We start from the raw sequence: 15713 nt of genomic DNA on the forward strand, positions 1-15713 counted from the left end.
TTCAGTCGCGGCAAGGCACCTGTGCCGCGCGTGACATGGCATCGGATGGCACTGTTGACGGCGATGATCAAGACCTTGGTGACGGCGCTGTTCGTGGTGATGGCTCTGTTCGTCGTGATGGCTCTGGCCGGGCCGAGCCAGGCCGCGACCTTCTCCATGAAGCGCGGGCTCAATCTCGACCAGTGGGTGACCTGGCCGGGCGAAGACCAATGGGGCAACGCCAAGGCCATCCTGCCCTACCCGGAATGGCGCAAATTTCTCAAGGACGACGATCTCGAGGCTTTGAAGCATGCAGGCTTCGATTTCCTGCGCATGCCGGTCGATCCTTCGCCCTTCCTTTCCGAAAATACGATGGCCTTGCGCGAGGATCTCTATGCCAGCGTGCTGGACTCTGTCCGCATGATCAACCGCGCCGGCCTGAAGGTTGTCGTCGACATGCATCTGATCCCCGCCGGCAGTGGGCGCAAGATCGGCATGGCCGAGGTGATGAACAACCCGGTGACATTCGATGCCTATGTCGAGGTGGTGCGCAAGATGGCGCACACGCTCGCCGGGGAAGATCCGGGGCAAGTGGCCTTCGAACCGATGAACGAACCGATCGTCGACTGCGACGCCGACGGCACCAGCCTGTGGCCGCAACGCCAGCAGAGGTTGTTCGCCGCGGCGCGTTCTTCGGCGACGAGATTGACGCTTGTGCTGACCGGGGCCTGCTATTCCGCGGCGTCGTCGCTGGAAAAAATCGATCCGATGGCGATCCCGGACGACAACGTCATCTGGACCTTCCATTCCTACGATCCGTTCCTGCTTACCCATCAGGGCGCGACCTGGGCCGGCGATTTCATTCCCTATGTGACCGGCCTGCCCTACCCGCTGACCGCGGTGCCGCCGGCTGAGCTCGACGTCACGCTCGACGCCATCCGCGCCAGGACCAAGACCGAGGCACCTTGGGCGCGGCAGGGCGGGCTGCTTGCCTATCTCGACGAGCAGGTAGCCAGCATGGACACCGACGCCAAGCTGCTTGGTCTCATGGACGCCCCATTCAAGGCCGTCGATGCCTGGGCGAAGGCCAACCGCATCAGGCCGGAAAACGTCACGCTGGGCGAGTTCGGCATGATCCGCCAGGAATACGGCAATCCCTATGTGATGCCGGCCGGCTATCGTGCCGCCTATGTCCGGGACATGATCGCGCGCGCCGAGGCGCATGGCTTCTCCTGGTCGGTCTGGAGTTACGGCGGCGCTTTCGGCATCGTCGATGCTTTCAACGGCGAAAAGGCCGAGCACGATGTGCTGGACGTGATCCGGTCGCTTCACTGAGCGCCGTTGCTCCACACCGCCGGGATCGATCAGCAAGATCTCCGGTCGCACACCGCAAAGCGGTTGCGACGCTTGATCGCCGGCCCGAACGCCGCCGCCGGGGGCCGCTATTCTTCCTGGAATAAATTGATCTGCTGTTGCGCCAGGTCCTTCGGCGCGTCGAGGCCGAGGTGGCGCCAGGCATTGGCCGTCAGCACACGGCCGCGCGGCGTGCGCTGGATGAAACCCTGCTGGATGAGATAGGGCTCGATGATGTCCTCGATGGCATCGCGCGGCTCGGACAGGCCGGCGGCGATCGTCTCGATGCCGACCGGCCCGCCGCCGAAATTGCGCGCGATCATCGAAAGATACCGGCGGTCGAGCGCATCGAGGCCGAGCGCGTCGACCTCCAGCCGGGTCAAGGCCTCGTCGGCGATCAAGCGGTTCACATGACCATCGCCGGCGACCGAAGCGAAATCGCGCACGCGCCGCAACAGCCGGCCGGCGATGCGCGGCGTGCCTCGCGCGCGCCGCGCGATCTCCAGCGCGCCGTCATCGCCGAGCGGCATTTGCAGGATGCGTGCGCCGCGCCGCACGATCTGCTCCAGTTCCTCGACCGTGTAGAAGTTGAGCCGCACCGGGATGCCGAAGCGGTCGCGCAGCGGATTGGTGAGCAGGCCGAGCCGCGTGGTGGCGGCCACCAGGGTGAAACGGGCAAGATCGATCTTGACCGAGCGCGCCGCCGGCCCCTCGCCGATGATCAGGTCGAGCTGGAAATCCTCCATCGCCGGATAGAGGATCTCTTCCACCGCAGGATTCAGCCTGTGGATCTCGTCGATGAACAGGACGTCGCCTTCTTCGAGATTGGTCAAGAGTGCGGCGAGATCGCCGGCTTTGGCGATGACCGGTCCGGAGGTTGAGCGGAAGTTGACGCCGAGCTCGCGCGCCATGATCTGCGCCAGCGTCGTCTTGCCTAGACCTGGCGGCCCGACGAACAGCACATGATCGAGCGCTTCCTTGCGCCCCTTGGCGGCCTCGATGAACACTTTGAGGTTGGCCCGCACCGCCGCCTGGCCGACGAAATCGTCAAGCGTCTGCGGCCGCAAACTCTGGTCGGCATCCTCGCCGCGTTTTTCCGGAGCGATCAGACGGGGGGCAAGGCTCATGCCGCCTTCCTTGCATATGGCCGGGAACCGGACAAGCGTGCGCTCATCGCGCCAGTTCCTTGAGCCCGAAGCGAATCAGCTTCGACGCGTCCGCCTCCTCGCCCGCCGTCTTCAGTGCCGCCGCCACCGCATTGGCGGCGGTGTCGCGGGAATAGCCGAGATTGACTAGGGCCGAGACCGCGTCTGTGATCGGCGCGGCTGCCACGCCTTCGCCGAGCTCCTGCTTCAAGCCGATCGTGCCCGACGCGGCACCGGCATAGGCCGGCGCCTTGTTCTTCAATTCGGTAACGATGCGCTCGGCCACTTTCTTGCCGACGCCGGGCGCGCGGGAGACCATAGCGATGTCGCGCAGCGCGATCGCGTTGGCAAGGTCGGCCGGCGCCAGCGTCGACAGGATTGCCAGCGCCACCTTGGCGCCGACGCCCTGCACATTGCTCATCAACAGCCGGAACCATTCACGCTCCAGCACCGACTGGAAGCCGTAGAGCCGGATCATGTCCTCGCGCACATAGGTCTCGATGAACAGCACCACCGCTTCGCCGGGCGAAGGCAGCGCGGCAAGCGTGCGCGCCGAGCAGTAGGCGACGTAGCCGACGCCATGCACGTCGACCAGGCAATGATCCTCGTCGATCTCGTCGAGCATACCCTTGAGCTTGCCGATCATGCCAAATCTTTCATGGAAGATAGGCCCTCATGGGTGCGTTTCAGGAGAAATGATGTCAAGGTCCGGGAAATAACTGCGATAACGCGCGGCGTCGCGCGTCAAAAGACGATGTCCGGCAACGGTCGCATGAGCGCCAATAAAGAAGTCCGGCAAGGTTCGTTCGCGGATTCCACCAGCACGGCGATAACGGGAATGCGTCACACCTGCAAGGAAGGCCGCATCCCAGGGCAGAAACTCGCGATCGATCTCGAGCATGTCGACCGCTTTTCGAAGCGCTGCCTCCGAGGCGATCAGCGGCGCCAGTTCAGACCAGATGATCGTATTGACCACCAAGTCGCCGTCGCGGCGGCATGAGGCGATTGCAGACGCCGACCATTTTGTCAGCGGTCCGGCCGGCCCCCAAACGTCGATCAGGACATTTGTGTCAATCAACGTCGAGATCTTCACGCGGCCCCCTCAGCCACTCCATATACTCGTCGGTCGTCATGCCACCCAGATCCAACGTCCCCTCCATCCGGTCAAGGACATTACTGAACCTGCGCAATTTCTCCTCCTCCGGGAGATTCTCGTTGACGGCCACAAGCCGAGCACCCTCATCGGTGGCCACGAATTCCACCTCGGAGCCCGGGCGGATACCCAGGTGATCCCTTATCTGTTTGGGGATCGTGACTTGGCCTTTGGTGGTGACGCGCATGGTAATACCTCAAAGTATTACCTACGACAGACAAGGGAACAAGTCAAGAACATCGTCAACCGGCAAGTGCCATCCGATAGGCGACGCTTTGCCGGTGATGCGCATGGCAAATGGCTATGGCGAGCGCGTCGGCGGCATGTTCGGTGTCGAAGGTCGCTTTCGGCAGCAGCACCTTCACCATCATGTGGATCTGCTTCTTGTCGCCATGGCCGACGCCGATCACCGCCTTCTTGACGGCATTGGGTGCATATTCGGCAACGACCAGGCCGGCGCGTGCCGGCACCAGCATGGCGATGCCGCGCGCCTGGCCAAGCTTCAGCGTCGCCACCGCATCCTTGTTGACGAAGGTCTGTTCGACGGCCGCCTCATGCGGCATGGCCGTATGCAGGATTTCAGCCAACCCGTCATGCAGCTGGCACAGCCGCGTCGCCAGCGCCGCCTTGTCTTCGGAACGCACCGTGCCGGACGCGACGAAGCGCAGCGAATTGCCGAGGCTTTCGACAATGCCCCAGCCGGTGCGCCTTAGCCCCGGATCGATACCGATGATGCGAATCGCGTCCCCCATCCGGTTACTCTACCTCCCGGAGACAGCGATGCCAGCGAAATGTGAACAAACCGGAAACAGCAGCCCGCCGAGCCAGAAATGCTCCGAACCCCCTAGTTGCGGGCGAAAGCCGTGTTGAGCAGGCTGATCTGGTCCGAGACCGGATTGGGCCGGCGGCTCAAGGGCTGCATGTCGACCACCGCACCGGCGCCGTAGATCTCCTCGTCCATGCGGCGCACCAGTGCCTGCAGGCGCAGCGACCGGTTGACGAGGTCGAGGAAATCCTTGGGCAGTTCGGCCCAGCCGGCCGCCTCGTCATGGGCGGAGGCGGTGTCGAGGCGCACCTTGGACTTTTCCGACGCGACCTGGTCGCGGGTCATCTCGCCGGAATTCGCGGCGCGCTGCAGAAGCAGCCACGAGGCGACCTGCATCAGCCTTGTGGTCAGCCGCATCGATTCGGCCGCATAAAGCGTGGCCGCCAGCCGCGACAGCTTCTTGGCCTCGGCCCGGCCCTTGCCGTCGAGATACTCCGCCGCCTGTTCGACTAGCCCCATGCCTTCCTGGTAGAGCGGTTTGAAGGAGTGCGAAAAGACCCGACGTTCCGCCAGCTTGACGGTTTTCGCGCTGCCCTTCGAAGGCTCGTTCATCGATACGCCCCTGCACTTGCAACCGGCCGATTCGGCTTACTGCCGATACACCCGTAACCCTACATAACTGAAGCTTGAAAATGCGCTTCGTCCGGGGTGAAGGCAAGCACATGTTTAACAGAAGGTTAACGCGATCCGGTGCGGACCGTATCGCTGGAAAGCGGACAAAAAAAGAGCCGCGGATAAGGCGGCTCTCAGGAGTTTAACAGGGAGGCGTCAAACAAAGTGGCTCCAACCACTCGGTAAGAATCCAGATCACTGGATGCGCATAGTAAACGCCTGTAAAGCTTAATGAATCCTTAACGACGCCGATGTTTTTTGAGCGAACCCCGCGCCACTGTGCCGTAACAGCACAGTTCCTGAAGGATGTGCCGGGCCTCGACTCAGGCCGTTTTCCAAACCGCCGGCAAGGCGATGAAGGCAAACAGCAGCAAGGCCGCGTAGAAACCCATCGAAGACGCCGCCACCAGCGGTTCGATCGCGGCATTGCCGCCAAGCAGGAAGTAGAGCCCGATCAAAAGGCCGATGCCGCTGATTGCGGTCAGCCAGAAGTGAACGACGGCAACCGTCTTCTGTCCGACCGCCGGTAACAGATGATAGAAGAAGGCGAAGACCGCCGACATCAGCCAGCCAGCGACCATCGTATGGGCGTGGGTCGGCATCTGGCCATGGTCCTGGCTGATCGCCATGTACAGGCCGAGCGCCATGCCGCACAGCGCATAGATAACGGCCAGCGTAAAGAAATTCCGTGCTACCCCTTGCATATCTTTCCCCCAAGTTGCCTTTCCCGTTTTCGGGAAAGGGTTGATCGTCAGGCGATTGCTCTCGCCACCGGGCTCCCGGCGCGGGCGCACTAGCATCGGCACTGTTTCTGGACGATGTCGCGCCCCCGGACGCCACTCATAATAGCAGAAAACCGGATGGCGCGCTCGCAATATCAGCGGCTCCTTACGTTAGCCGGCACTTGAAACAGAACTGGTTTTTTCACGACATCGTTCCGAAACAGGCGCGGCGATACACGCTTGGCCATCGAAGCGGCGGGCGGGCGACGGCTCGCTTCCTTCGCTACATCAGGCACCGGGGAGAAAGCCATGGATTGGTATTCCATCGTCAAATTGCTGCACATACTTTCGGTGACCCTGTGGGTCGGCGGCGGCTTCGCGCTGATGGTGCTGGCGACGCTTGCCGACCGCTCGGGAAACATCCAGGGAACGCTGCAGGCAATGCGGGCGACGGGCGAATTGGGAAACCGCTTCTTCGCGCCGATGTCGATACTGACGCTGGCCTTCGGACTGATCATGTGCTGGTTCTGGGTCGGCTTCTCGCAACTGTGGATCCTGATCGGTCTTGCCGGCTACGCCACCACCTTTTCAATCGGCATGTTCGTCTTCAAGCCGAGCGCCGATCGCATGGGCGCGATGATCGCCAGGGATGGCGTGACGCCGGCCGCCCTAGCCTATGGCCAGCGCATCCTGCCGGCGGCACGCTTCGACTATGCGGTGATGCTGGTCATCATCGCCGACATGGTGTTGAAGCCGACCATCCACGACTTCACGGTCCTTGCCGCCATGGTGCTTGTGTTGGCGGCCGGCGCCACCCTGGCGCTCGGCCGACCAAGGCGCATGGTGCCGAGCGTCGCCTGAGGCAGGCGAAAACGGTCCCGGCTACATCAGGCCGGCGATCCCGTCCCACAGAAGCTTCACCGCGACGACGGCCACCGTCGCATAGGTGAAGGGATAGAAGATCTCCGGACGCATGCGGCGCACCAGCCAGGCGCCGGCGATGGTCGATAGCGGCGCCAGCGGCATCAGCACCGCCGACGCGGTCAGATTGGTGCTGTCGAACTGGCCGAGCGCGAAATAGGGAACGAGCTTCAGCGCGTTGGTGGCGGCAAAGAAGATCGCCGCCGTGCCGGACAACACCTTCGGGTCGAGCCGGATCGGCAGCGCGTAGACCTGAAAGGGCGGGCCGCCGACATGGGCGACGAAGCTGGTGAAGCCGGCGACCGTGCCCCAGAGGGCCGCGGCGACGCGGTTGGGCTGCGCCGCATGATCGGCGCCGTGGCGGTACTTCAGATAGAGCCAGCGCAGCACGAAAATGATGGCGACGGCGCCGACGATCAGCCGCACGGCCTCCTCGGTGACCAGTGCGGCCGTCAGCCAACCGAGACCGATACCGATCACCGCGCCGGGCATCATGTCGACCAGCATCTTCCTGTTATAGACGCCCCACCATGTCCATACCGAAACGATGTCCATCAGGCACAGGATGGGCAGCAGGATGGCCGCCGCCTGCACCGGCGGCATGGTCAGCGCCATCAGCGGCACCCCGACGAAACCGACGGCGCCGCCAAATCCGCCCTTGGACAGGCCGACCAGAATGACCGCCGGGGCGGCGGCCGCATAGAACCACGGATCGGAAAGCAGGCCTGACATGGAGGAGGGACTGGTCTGGAGGGAAAGCGCGTCAACGCCTGAATAGCCCAGATTCCCGAGCGGAGCGACAGCAATGTGGGCGTCGCCACAGCAAGCCCTGCCCATTCTGCTCTGATCTATCGCCGGGCCGAGACCAGCAGGAACATCGGCCGCTCGAGCTCTTCCGCCAGTTCGGGCTTGGCCGCGATCTGCGCGTCCGTCGGACGGAATTCCTCGACATGCTCGATGGTGAAGCCGCTCCGGATGAGCGTGTTGAGCGTGGTGCCGATGGTGCGGTGATGTTTCACAACTCCCTTGGCCAGCCAGTCCGTCTTGCGCGGTCCTTCCACCAGATACCGGTCGACGGGCCATGTCTTGCGACCTTCGGCATCGACAGACCAGCCGGGATGGGTCGGCGCCATATAGATCGGATGCTCCGTCGAGAAGACGAAATGCCCGCCGGGGACCAGGGACTGGTGCACGGTCTGGAACAGCCGCGCGGCATCGCTGACATAGTGCAGGGCAAGCGAGCTGTAGGCGAGATCGAAAGCCGTCCGCGGCAGGCTGAGTTCATCGAGATCGGCGCGTTCGTAGACGATGCCGGCATTCGGGCCGGCGGCACGCGCCCGGGCGAGCATCTTTTCCGACAGGTCGAGACCCAGAACCTCCTTGGCCCCGTGTTCAAGAGCCCAGCGGCAGAACCAGCCGAAACCGCAACCGAGATCGACGATTCGCAAGCCGCTGACGTCGGGAAGCATCGCGCGCAGCGCCGGCCACTCGGCGGCGCCGTCCAGCCCTTCGACGGACCGGCCGAGTTGGCTGTAGCCTGCGAAGAAATCCGGCTGATCATAGACATTCTGCGCCATGTTCTTTCCTCGTTGTTCATATGCCTGACTGGCGGAGCCGCCACGCATTTCCACCACCGCCAAGCAGAGTCAAGAAACGCGGACCGGTCATGCGCCGAGCGGTGGCGGCCGCCGCCGGATCGGCTGCGCCTTGATGATGGCGGTGCTGGTCTCGGCCTTGTCGGCGATGCGATCAAGGATACCGTCGAGGTCGCCGATCGAACGCACGAACAGCCTGGCCACGAAGCAGTCGTCCCCCGTCACCTTGTCGCATTCGCCGAATTCGGCGATCTCCTCGATCAGCTTCTGGACGATGTGCAGCTTGCCCGGCAGCGGCTTGATGCGCACGATCGCCTGCAATGTATAGCCGAGCGCCAGCGGGTCGATCTCGACGGTGAAAGCCCTGATCACGCCGCGCTCCTCGAGCCGCCGCAGCCGCTCCGAAACGCTCGGCGACGACAGGCCGACCTGGCCGGCCAGCTCCTTCAGCGAAGTCCGCGCATCCCTCACCAGGATTTCGAGGAGACGTCGGTCGAGATCGTCAAGCATTTCACATTCTCAGGATTTTCGGATATTTGCCTACTTTTAAATAGGTGAAACCACCATGTCACCTTTCTCGTTGGGTGGAAAGCCCAGGATCAGCATGAGACTATGCACAAGCAACGATCTGGAGATTTGTCGTGAGCGATACAGCACGTGGGACGATCGAAATGTCCGCCGCAATGGCGATCCTGGGAACGATCGGATGGTTCGTCGTCCTGTCCGGCCAGCCTATCATGGATGTGGTGTTCTGGCGCTGCGCTTTCGGCGCGGTGACGCTGCTCTTCATCTGCGCCGGCCTCGGCCTGCTGCGCAACAGGTTGTCGCTTCGCGTTTTCGCCATCGCGGCCCTCGGTGGCGCCGCTATCGTCGTCAACTGGCTGCTGCTGTTTAGTGCATTCTCGCGCGCGTCGATCTCGATCGCCACCGCTGTCTACAATACCCAGCCTTTCATGCTGGTCGGCTTCGGCGCGCTCTTCTTCGGCGAGCGGCTGACCCTGACGAAATTGACTTGGCTGGCAATCGCCTTCGCCGGCATGGTGCTGATCGTCGAGGCCGCCCCTGACGCCGGCGATATCGGCACCAACTATTTCGCCGGCATCGTCATGGCGCTGGCCGCTGCCTTCTTCTGGGCCGTCGCCGCCATCGTCACCAAGAAGCTCAAGGGCACGCCGCCGCATCTCATCGCGCTCGTCCAGGTCTGCGTCGGCGTGTTGATGCTGGCCCCCTTCGTCAATCTCTCGCATCTTCCGACCGACGCAAGGAGCTGGGCCATGCTGGCGACGCTCGGCATCGTTCACACCGGCCTGATGTACATCCTGATGTATGGCGCCATCCAGAAGCTGCCGACGCACCTGCAGGGGTCGCTCTCCTTCATCTACCCGATCGTTGCGATCCTGGTCGACGTCACGGCATTCGGCCATCGCCTGCATCTCAGCCAGCTCGTCGGCGCCGCCGCCATCCTGATCGCGGCCGCCGGCATGAATCTCGGCTGGACATTGTGGAAGCCGAGGCCTGCCGCGGCAGGTCCGCAACCGATCGAGTAACGCCAATCGCCGGCGCTTCGGCGGTCAAAAATAGCGATCCCGCCTGCCCGCCTGTTCAAAGCGGGCACTTTGCTCTATGCCGCAATCCAACCATCTTCGCCCGGCATAGGCGAAATCCGGGATCGAAGACCATGAACGACGCAACGCCCCACAATCGCTGCCGCATCGTGCTGATCGCGCCATCTGGCGTGCCGGCCGCCCGTATCGTCTCGGCCTTCGAGGGCGGCGACGTCGCCTCGCTGATCCTGCCGCAGAACGACATGGACGAAGCCTCCTTCCAGGCCTTCGCCGCCGAAATCGTGCCGGCGGCACAGGCGGCCGGCATCGCGGTCGTCATTGCCGGCGATACGCGCATTGCCGGGCGTGTCCAGGCCGACGGCATTCATGTCGAGGTCTCCAAGGCCGAGCTCGCCGAGACGGTCGAGCATTTCCAGGCAAAAATGATGGTCGGCGCCGGCGGCGCCAAGACGCGTGATGACGCGCTCGAACTCGGCGAAGTCAGGCCCGACTATATTTTCTTCGGCCGCTTCGGCTACGACAACAAGCCCGATCCGCATCCGCGCAACCTGGCGCTGGGACAATGGTGGGCGCAGATGATTCAGATCCCCTGCATTGTCATGGCCGGATCGGAGCTCGCTTCGATCGAAACCGTCGCAGATACGGGCGCCGAGTTCGTCGCCTTGTCGAGTGCGGTGTTCGCCGACGGCGTCGATTCCAAGGCGGCGATCGCGCGGGCCAATGCGCTGCTCGACGAAACCGCACCGCGTTTCGAGGACTGACGTGTCTTCGGCAAGGCTTCCCCTTCAGGCCCTGCTTGCTGCGGTCATGATCCAGGCCGCTGCCGCCGAAACGATTCCTTCGCCGCACCCTAAGCCGGATGCCGGCGTGCATACCGACAAGCCGATCGAAAAGCAGTTGCCGCAGCCCGCCACCACCGCCGAGCCAGCGCCATTGCCTTCGGCCGACGCGATCAATCCCGACCGCTTCGGCGCCAAGCCGGCGGATGCGGCCTACGGGGCTTTCCAGCGCGGACTCTACAAGACCGCCTACAACCTCGCGCTGGTGCGGGCGCAAAACGGCGACCCGGCGGCGCAGACGCTGGTGGCCGAGATCCTGTCGCGCGGACTGGGCGTGCCCCTCAATGCGGCCGAAGCGGCGAAATGGTACGCAGCCGCCGCCGAGCAAGGGGTGCCGGAATCGCAGTTCCAATATGCGCTGATGCTGCTCGACGGCCGCTACGTCAAAAAGGACGAAAAGGAAGCCTATGCGCTGATGCAGGCCGCCGCCGAAGCGGGCAACCGGCTGGCACAATTCAATTTCGCGCAGATGCTGGTCCAGCAGGACCCCGGCGACGCCGGCATCGCCAAGGCCGTGACCTATTACGAGCGCGCCGCGGCGACCGGCCTCGCCGACGCCCAGTATGCGATGTCACAGATCTATGCCAACGGCGTCGGCGGCAAATCGCGCGACGACGCCCAGGCCCGGCGCCTGCTGGCTCAGGCCGCGCGGCAAAACTATGACACCGCGCAACTCGACCTCGCCACCTGGATGATCGAGGGCCGCGGCGGCGGGCGTGATTTGAAATCCGCCTTCGGCTGGATGAAGCAGGCCGCCGAAGGCGGCAATGTCGCCGCCCAGAACCGCCTGGCGAAACTCTATATGCAAGGCATCGGCACCGAGCCGGACCTCGTGCTTGCCGGCGCCTGGTACATCGTCGCCCGCCGCGCCGGCCTCATCGACCCCGAGATGGACGATTTCCTGCAAGGATTGAGCGACGACCAGACCAAGCAGGCACTGCAGAAGGCAAACCGCCTGCCCTGACGCGATCAGCGGAAATCCAGCGGAAGTCATCGCGCGATGCTCGTCGAGGCAAGTGACCTCGATCTTTCCATGCAGATGGCTATCATGCGGTCGTCGCAGATCCGTCGGCTGGCAAAAGTCTTCGATATCACTACCGAAGCGGTCGCCGCGGTTTCGATGAGAGCGGTTGAGGGTTTATATCGCGGCATCGCTTCTCCAAGGAGGCAATGAAATGGCTTCGCCCGACAAACGATGCACGCATGGCAGCTTCATCCTCGAGGTAACGCCAAGCGCCGAAGGTTGCGAGGAGTGCCTGAAGACGGGTTCCTGGTGGGTGCATCTGCGGCTGTGCCGCACCTGCGGCCATGTCGGCTGCTGCGACAGTTCTCCGAACCGTCACGCCACCGGCCACTACCGGGCGACCGGCCATCCGGTCATCGAGGCCTACGACCCGCCCGAGACGTGGGGCTGGTGCTATGTCGACGAGGTCATGCTCGATTTCTCGCAGGACAAGACGCCGCAACGCGGCACCATCGTGCGCTTCGATTGAGCCGCCGCCACGGGACACCCGATCAGCGCCAGCTTGCCTCTTCGGGCGATTTGTGGTCTTGGAGGCCCGAAATCGCTGTCTTGCGAACATCTCATTCCCGGATCACATCATCATGGCCAAGATCAACGGCAACGAAATCCGTCCCGGCTACGTCATCGAGCACGATGGCGGCCTGTGGGTGGCCGTCAAGACCAACACGGTCAAGCCGGGCAAGGGCGGCGCCTATAACCAGGTCGAACTGAAGAACCTCATCAACGGCACAAAGCTGAACGAGCGCTTCCGTTCGGCAGAGACGGTCGAGCAGATCCGGCTCGATCTCAAGGATTTTTCCTTCCTCTACGAGCAGGGCGACGCCCTGGTGTTCATGGACACCGAGAGCTACGAGCAGCTCGAGCTGGCGAAGGACTTCGTCGGAGACCGCGCCGCTTTCCTGCAGGACGGCATGATGGTGACGGTCCAGCTCTACGAGGAAAGGCCTATCGGCATTTCGCTCCCCGACCAGGTAACGCTGACCATCACCGAAGCGGACCCAGTGGTAAGGGGCCAGACGGCGGCCTCTTCCTACAAGCCGGCGGTGCTGGAAAACGGCATTCGCGTGCTGGTGCCGCCCTTCATCGGCGCGGGGGAACGCATCGTCGTCGACACCAATGAAATCACTTATATGCGCCGCGCCGACTGATGCATGTCGCCCAGAGGTGGCCCAGGTTTCGGGTCACCGACATGCATCAGGACAAAGGTTAAAGCGCGGGCAGCAGGAAGAGTTACGATGGCACGCTCAGCCCTTCTCAACGTCATGGTCCAGGCCGCAATGAAGGCCGGCCGCTCGCTGTCGCGCGATTTCGGCGAGGTCCAGAACCTGCAGGTCTCGATGAAGGGACCGGGCGACTATGTCAGCCAGGCCGACCGCAAGGCCGAGGATATTGTCTTTGCCGAACTGTCGAAGGCGCGGCCCGGTTACGGCTTCCTGATGGAAGAGCGCGGCACGATCGCCGGCGATGACAGCCAGCACCGCTGGATCGTCGATCCGCTCGACGGCACCACCAATTTCCTGCACGGCATTCCGCTTTTCGCTGTCTCGATCGCGCTCGAGCGCCAGGGCCAGATCGTGGCCGGCGTGATCTACAATCCGGCCATGGACGAGCTCTATACGACCGAGCGCGGCGGCGGCGCCTTCATGAACGACCGCCGCCTGCGTGTCGCCGGCCGCACCAAGCTCATCGACACCGTCATCGGCTGCGGGGTGCCGCATCTGGGGCGTGGCCAGCATGGCAATTTCCTGATCGAATTACGCAATGTCATGGCCGAGGTTTCCGGCGTCCGGCGCCTGGGTTCGGCCTCGCTCGATCTCGCTTACGTCGCCGCCGGCCGCATGGACGGATTCTGGGAAGTCGGCCTGTCGCCCTGGGACATCGCAGCCGGCCTGTTGCTGATCCGTGAAGCAGGAGGGTTCGCCTCCGACATGGACGGCGGCCAGGACATGCTCGACAACGGTTCGGTCGTCGCCGGCAACGAGATCATCCAGCGCGCCCTCCTGAAGGCCGTGAAAAAGCCGCTCGCTGCCCGCTGAAGCAGGAATAAGCGCGGAGTAATATCAAATCCCCGCCGCGCTGAAGCGCCGCAGTCGCAAAACGGCAAACAAAGCTTGAAATACTGTCCGGCGCTTGCCCAGATAGGGTTGACGCAGGACGATGATGATCAAGACGCCGCCGCAGATCGAGATCCCCTTTGTCGGACGATGGCACTATTCGCGTGCCGAGATGATCGCCGACGGCATCGTCCATGCCGTCGGCATCGTGCTGGCGATCGCGGCCGGTTCGGCGCTGCTGGCGCTGGCCGCCTTTCGGGTCGGACCGGGCGAATACATCGCCGCCGCCTTCTATGTCGTGTCGCTGCTCACCGTGCTCTCGGTGTCGCTGACCTACAATCTATGGCCGGTGACTTCGCCGGTGAAATGGATTTTGCGGCGTTTCGACCACGCTGCGATCTATCTGCTCATCGCCGCCACCTACACGCCCTTTCTCGCGCAGCTCGACGGCTCGGCGCTGGCCGGCTGGATGATCGTCCTGGTCTGGACCGCGGCCATTATCGGCATCGCCATAAAGGTGTTTTTCCCCGGCCGCTTCGACCGGCTGGCGATCGTCTTCTATCTCGCCATCGGCTGGAGCGGCATCGTCCTGGTCGAGCCGCTCGTCGCTACCTTGCCGACGACGGCGATCGTGCTCATCGTCGCCGGCGGCGTCGTCTATTCCTGCGGCGTGATCTTCTTCGCCTGGAAGGGGCTGCGCTTCCACAACGCGCTGTGGCATGGTTTCGTGGTCACCGGCGCAGGCCTGCATCTGGCGGCGATGGTCGATTGCCTGGTCATCAACCGTCTCTGAAACTGCTGGCGGCAATATTGCCAAGCACCATTCAATTTGGTCACAATTCCGTTTAGAGTCGCCGACGACGTGATCGGCGGCAGCGGCATCGGAAACGGGGCACGGATGGCTTTTCTCAGATCCTTCGGCATGGGCAGGCGCTCCGACGTGCTGATCTACGATCCACACAAATTGTCGAGCCCGCAGGTCTTTCTCCTGACCATGGTCATCTTCCTGGCCATCGTCGCCTTCATCGCAGCGATCCTGACACGGCAGATCTCGACCGCCTTCGTCACCAATCCCGGGCTCAACGGCCTGATCATCGGCGTGCTTGCCGTCGGCATCCTTTTGGCCTTCGTCCAGGTCGGGCGGCTGTTTCGCGAAGTGCGCTGGGTCAACTCCTTCCGCGCCGGTTCCGAGATCACCGAACCGGTGCTGCTGGCGCCGATGAAGGCGATGATCGGCCGCTCGTCGAGCATGGCGTTTTCGACCAGCTCGATGCGCACCATGCTCGACTCCATCGCCACGCGGCTCGATGAAAGCCGCGACACCTCGCGCTACCTCGTCGGCCTCCTGGTGTTCCTTGGCCTGCTCGGCACCTTCTGGGGCCTGCTGAACACGATCGGCTCCATCCGCGAGACCATCGAGTCGCTCGATCCCGGCACGGGCGATGCCGCCGCTGTGCTGGATTCGCTGAAGCAAGGGCTGTCGGCGCCGCTCGCCGGCATGGGCACGGCCTTCTCGTCCTCGCTGTTCGGCCTGTCCGGCTCGCTCGTTCTCGGTTTCCTCGACCTGCAGGCCGGCCGCGCGCAGACGCGCTTCTACACCGAACTGGAGAACTGGCTGTCCTCGGTCACCGACCTGTCGTCCGACATCGTCGTCTCCGACGCGGTCCGGACCGAGCCTTCCGATGAAATCCGCCTGCTGTCGGAGCGGCTGCGCAGCATGCAGGAGAATGGCGGCGGCTCCAATCCGCGCGTCGCCACCGCCATGGCCAATCTCGCCGACGGCATTTCCGGCCTGGTCAAGAACATGCGCTCCGAGCAGCAGATCATGCGCGACTGGGTCGAAGCACAGTCGGATGAACAAAAGGCGATGCGCAACACGCTGGAAAAGATCGCCGACGCCCTGAAGAAGACCGGGGTGCACTAGC

21 protein-coding genes are annotated in these 15713 nt (G+C 63.4%); 11 read left to right on the forward strand and 10 right to left on the reverse strand.

Annotation, left to right across the window (positions count from 1 at the left end):
• Positions 1 to 45 precede the first annotated feature (45 nt).
• Positions 46 to 1314, forward strand: coding sequence for a cellulase family glycosylhydrolase (locus FJ959_RS01090; RefSeq protein ID WP_140628009.1), 1269 nt, complete (start codon positions 46 to 48; stop codon positions 1312 to 1314).
• A 107-nt stretch (positions 1315 to 1421) separates the two neighbouring features.
• Here FJ959_RS01090 and ruvB read toward each other — a convergent pair whose 3' ends face one another.
• From ruvB to FJ959_RS01125, 7 genes are all read right to left on the reverse strand, one after another.
• Positions 1422 to 2459, reverse strand: a complete 1038-nt coding sequence (ruvB, locus tag FJ959_RS01095) for a Holliday junction branch migration DNA helicase RuvB (protein WP_140628012.1) — start codon at positions 2457 to 2459, stop codon at positions 1422 to 1424.
• A 43-nt stretch (positions 2460 to 2502) separates the two neighbouring features.
• Entirely contained in the window at positions 2503 to 3123 is a 621-nt protein-coding gene (gene ruvA / locus FJ959_RS01100; RefSeq protein WP_140566844.1) for a Holliday junction branch migration protein RuvA, read from the reverse strand.
• 27 nt (positions 3124 to 3150) lie between these two features.
• A complete protein-coding gene (locus FJ959_RS01105) occupies positions 3151 to 3570 on the reverse strand; it encodes a type II toxin-antitoxin system VapC family toxin (RefSeq protein ID WP_140493214.1) in 420 nt (139 codons plus the stop codon).
• Positions 3548 to 3817 carry an AbrB/MazE/SpoVT family DNA-binding domain-containing protein gene (locus FJ959_RS01110; protein ID WP_140493211.1) on the reverse strand — a complete coding sequence of 90 codons (270 nt, stop codon included), beginning with the start codon at positions 3815 to 3817 and terminating at the stop codon, positions 3548 to 3550. Before FJ959_RS01110 ends, FJ959_RS01105 begins: the two co-directional genes overlap by 23 nt.
• Before the next feature lie 55 nt (positions 3818 to 3872).
• The gene (gene ruvC, locus FJ959_RS01115; protein ID WP_140628015.1) at positions 3873 to 4382 is read right to left on the reverse strand and encodes a crossover junction endodeoxyribonuclease RuvC; all 510 of its coding nucleotides are present in this window, start codon (positions 4380 to 4382) and stop codon (positions 3873 to 3875) included.
• A gap of 92 nt (positions 4383 to 4474) precedes the next feature.
• The gene (locus tag FJ959_RS01120; protein ID WP_140525047.1) at positions 4475 to 5008 is read right to left on the reverse strand and encodes a DUF1465 family protein; all 534 of its coding nucleotides are present in this window, start codon (positions 5006 to 5008) and stop codon (positions 4475 to 4477) included.
• Between the two features lie 383 nt (positions 5009 to 5391).
• The gene (locus tag FJ959_RS01125; protein WP_140628018.1) at positions 5392 to 5772 is read right to left on the reverse strand and encodes a cbb3-type cytochrome c oxidase subunit I; all 381 of its coding nucleotides are present in this window, start codon (positions 5770 to 5772) and stop codon (positions 5392 to 5394) included.
• Positions 5773 to 6099: 327 nt separating this feature from the next.
• On the opposite strand from FJ959_RS01125, the gene FJ959_RS01130 reads away from it, so the two are divergent.
• Positions 6100 to 6651, forward strand: coding sequence for a DUF2269 family protein (locus FJ959_RS01130; RefSeq protein ID WP_140628020.1), 552 nt, complete (start codon positions 6100 to 6102; stop codon positions 6649 to 6651).
• A gap of 21 nt (positions 6652 to 6672) precedes the next feature.
• Here the strand turns inward: FJ959_RS01130 and FJ959_RS01135 are convergent, their stop codons facing one another.
• The 3 genes from FJ959_RS01135 to FJ959_RS01145 form a co-directional block, all read right to left on the reverse strand.
• The gene (locus FJ959_RS01135; RefSeq protein ID WP_140628023.1) at positions 6673 to 7443 is read right to left on the reverse strand and encodes a sulfite exporter TauE/SafE family protein; all 771 of its coding nucleotides are present in this window, start codon (positions 7441 to 7443) and stop codon (positions 6673 to 6675) included.
• A gap of 116 nt (positions 7444 to 7559) precedes the next feature.
• Positions 7560 to 8288: a class I SAM-dependent methyltransferase gene (locus FJ959_RS01140; RefSeq protein WP_140628025.1), complete on the reverse strand. Its 729-nt coding sequence runs from the start codon at positions 8286 to 8288 to the stop codon at positions 7560 to 7562.
• Between the two features lie 87 nt (positions 8289 to 8375).
• Complete coding sequence (locus tag FJ959_RS01145) at positions 8376 to 8816, reverse strand: Lrp/AsnC family transcriptional regulator (protein ID WP_140566836.1); 441 nt, start codon at positions 8814 to 8816, stop codon at positions 8376 to 8378.
• Positions 8817 to 8947: 131 nt separating this feature from the next.
• On the opposite strand from FJ959_RS01145, the gene FJ959_RS01150 reads away from it, so the two are divergent.
• The 9 genes from FJ959_RS01150 (at position 8948) to FJ959_RS01185 (ending at position 15712) form a co-directional block, all read left to right on the forward strand.
• Positions 8948 to 9853 carry a DMT family transporter gene (locus FJ959_RS01150; protein WP_140628028.1) on the forward strand — a complete coding sequence of 302 codons (906 nt, stop codon included), beginning with the start codon at positions 8948 to 8950 and terminating at the stop codon, positions 9851 to 9853.
• Between the two features lie 131 nt (positions 9854 to 9984).
• The gene (locus tag FJ959_RS01155) at positions 9985 to 10632 is read left to right on the forward strand and encodes a thiamine phosphate synthase (protein ID WP_140628031.1); all 648 of its coding nucleotides are present in this window, start codon (positions 9985 to 9987) and stop codon (positions 10630 to 10632) included.
• A 1-nt stretch (position 10633) separates the two neighbouring features.
• A complete protein-coding gene (locus FJ959_RS01160) occupies positions 10634 to 11674 on the forward strand; it encodes a tetratricopeptide repeat protein (protein ID WP_140517548.1) in 1041 nt (346 codons plus the stop codon).
• A 36-nt stretch (positions 11675 to 11710) separates the two neighbouring features.
• Positions 11711 to 11884, forward strand: a complete 174-nt coding sequence (locus FJ959_RS31510; RefSeq protein WP_181171627.1) for a hypothetical protein — start codon at positions 11711 to 11713, stop codon at positions 11882 to 11884.
• A gap of 1 nt (position 11885) precedes the next feature.
• Entirely contained in the window at positions 11886 to 12203 is a 318-nt protein-coding gene (locus FJ959_RS01165) for a UBP-type zinc finger domain-containing protein (RefSeq protein WP_140525042.1), read from the forward strand.
• A gap of 112 nt (positions 12204 to 12315) precedes the next feature.
• Positions 12316 to 12882, forward strand: coding sequence for an elongation factor P (efp, locus tag FJ959_RS01170; protein WP_140493174.1), 567 nt, complete (start codon positions 12316 to 12318; stop codon positions 12880 to 12882).
• A gap of 87 nt (positions 12883 to 12969) precedes the next feature.
• The gene (locus FJ959_RS01175; protein ID WP_140493170.1) at positions 12970 to 13770 is read left to right on the forward strand and encodes an inositol monophosphatase family protein; all 801 of its coding nucleotides are present in this window, start codon (positions 12970 to 12972) and stop codon (positions 13768 to 13770) included.
• A gap of 124 nt (positions 13771 to 13894) precedes the next feature.
• Entirely contained in the window at positions 13895 to 14581 is a 687-nt protein-coding gene (locus FJ959_RS01180; RefSeq protein WP_140493526.1) for a hemolysin III family protein, read from the forward strand.
• 105 nt (positions 14582 to 14686) lie between these two features.
• Positions 14687 to 15712 carry a MotA/TolQ/ExbB proton channel family protein gene (locus tag FJ959_RS01185; RefSeq protein ID WP_140493167.1) on the forward strand — a complete coding sequence of 342 codons (1026 nt, stop codon included), beginning with the start codon at positions 14687 to 14689 and terminating at the stop codon, positions 15710 to 15712.
• Position 15713: the final 1 nt, after the last annotated feature.

The organism is Mesorhizobium sp. B2-2-4, from assembly GCF_006442375.1.
Lineage (GTDB): Bacteria > Pseudomonadota > Alphaproteobacteria > Rhizobiales > Rhizobiaceae > Mesorhizobium.

Excerpts from the sequence above, each read along its gene's own strand:
- FJ959_RS01145 (WP_140566836.1), bottom strand. The coding sequence starts at position 8,816 with ATGCTTGACGATCTCGACCGACGTCTCCTCGAAATCCTGGTGAGGGAT.
- FJ959_RS01125 (WP_140628018.1), bottom strand. The coding sequence starts at position 5,772 with ATGCAAGGGGTAGCACGGAATTTCTTTACGCTGGCCGTTATCTATGCG.
- FJ959_RS01140 (WP_140628025.1), bottom strand. The coding sequence starts at position 8,288 with ATGGCGCAGAATGTCTATGATCAGCCGGATTTCTTCGCAGGCTACAGC.
- FJ959_RS01110 (WP_140493211.1), bottom strand. The coding sequence starts at position 3,817 with ATGCGCGTCACCACCAAAGGCCAAGTCACGATCCCCAAACAGATAAGG.
- FJ959_RS01090 (WP_140628009.1), top strand. The coding sequence starts at position 46 with ATGGCACTGTTGACGGCGATGATCAAGACCTTGGTGACGGCGCTGTTC.
- FJ959_RS01130 (WP_140628020.1), top strand. The coding sequence starts at position 6,100 with ATGGATTGGTATTCCATCGTCAAATTGCTGCACATACTTTCGGTGACC.
- FJ959_RS01135 (WP_140628023.1), bottom strand. The coding sequence starts at position 7,443 with ATGTCAGGCCTGCTTTCCGATCCGTGGTTCTATGCGGCCGCCGCCCCG.
- FJ959_RS01180 (WP_140493526.1), top strand. The coding sequence starts at position 13,895 with ATGATCAAGACGCCGCCGCAGATCGAGATCCCCTTTGTCGGACGATGG.
- FJ959_RS01175 (WP_140493170.1), top strand. The coding sequence starts at position 12,970 with ATGGCACGCTCAGCCCTTCTCAACGTCATGGTCCAGGCCGCAATGAAG.
- FJ959_RS01120 (WP_140525047.1), bottom strand. The coding sequence starts at position 5,008 with ATGAACGAGCCTTCGAAGGGCAGCGCGAAAACCGTCAAGCTGGCGGAA.
- ruvC (WP_140628015.1), bottom strand. The coding sequence starts at position 4,382 with ATGGGGGACGCGATTCGCATCATCGGTATCGATCCGGGGCTAAGGCGC.
- FJ959_RS31510 (WP_181171627.1), top strand. The coding sequence starts at position 11,711 with ATGCTCGTCGAGGCAAGTGACCTCGATCTTTCCATGCAGATGGCTATC.
- FJ959_RS01155 (WP_140628031.1), top strand. The coding sequence starts at position 9,985 with ATGAACGACGCAACGCCCCACAATCGCTGCCGCATCGTGCTGATCGCG.
- efp (WP_140493174.1), top strand. The coding sequence starts at position 12,316 with ATGGCCAAGATCAACGGCAACGAAATCCGTCCCGGCTACGTCATCGAG.
- ruvA (WP_140566844.1), bottom strand. The coding sequence starts at position 3,123 with ATGATCGGCAAGCTCAAGGGTATGCTCGACGAGATCGACGAGGATCAT.
- FJ959_RS01185 (WP_140493167.1), top strand. The coding sequence starts at position 14,687 with ATGGCTTTTCTCAGATCCTTCGGCATGGGCAGGCGCTCCGACGTGCTG.
- ruvB (WP_140628012.1), bottom strand. The coding sequence starts at position 2,459 with ATGAGCCTTGCCCCCCGTCTGATCGCTCCGGAAAAACGCGGCGAGGAT.
- FJ959_RS01165 (WP_140525042.1), top strand. The coding sequence starts at position 11,886 with ATGGCTTCGCCCGACAAACGATGCACGCATGGCAGCTTCATCCTCGAG.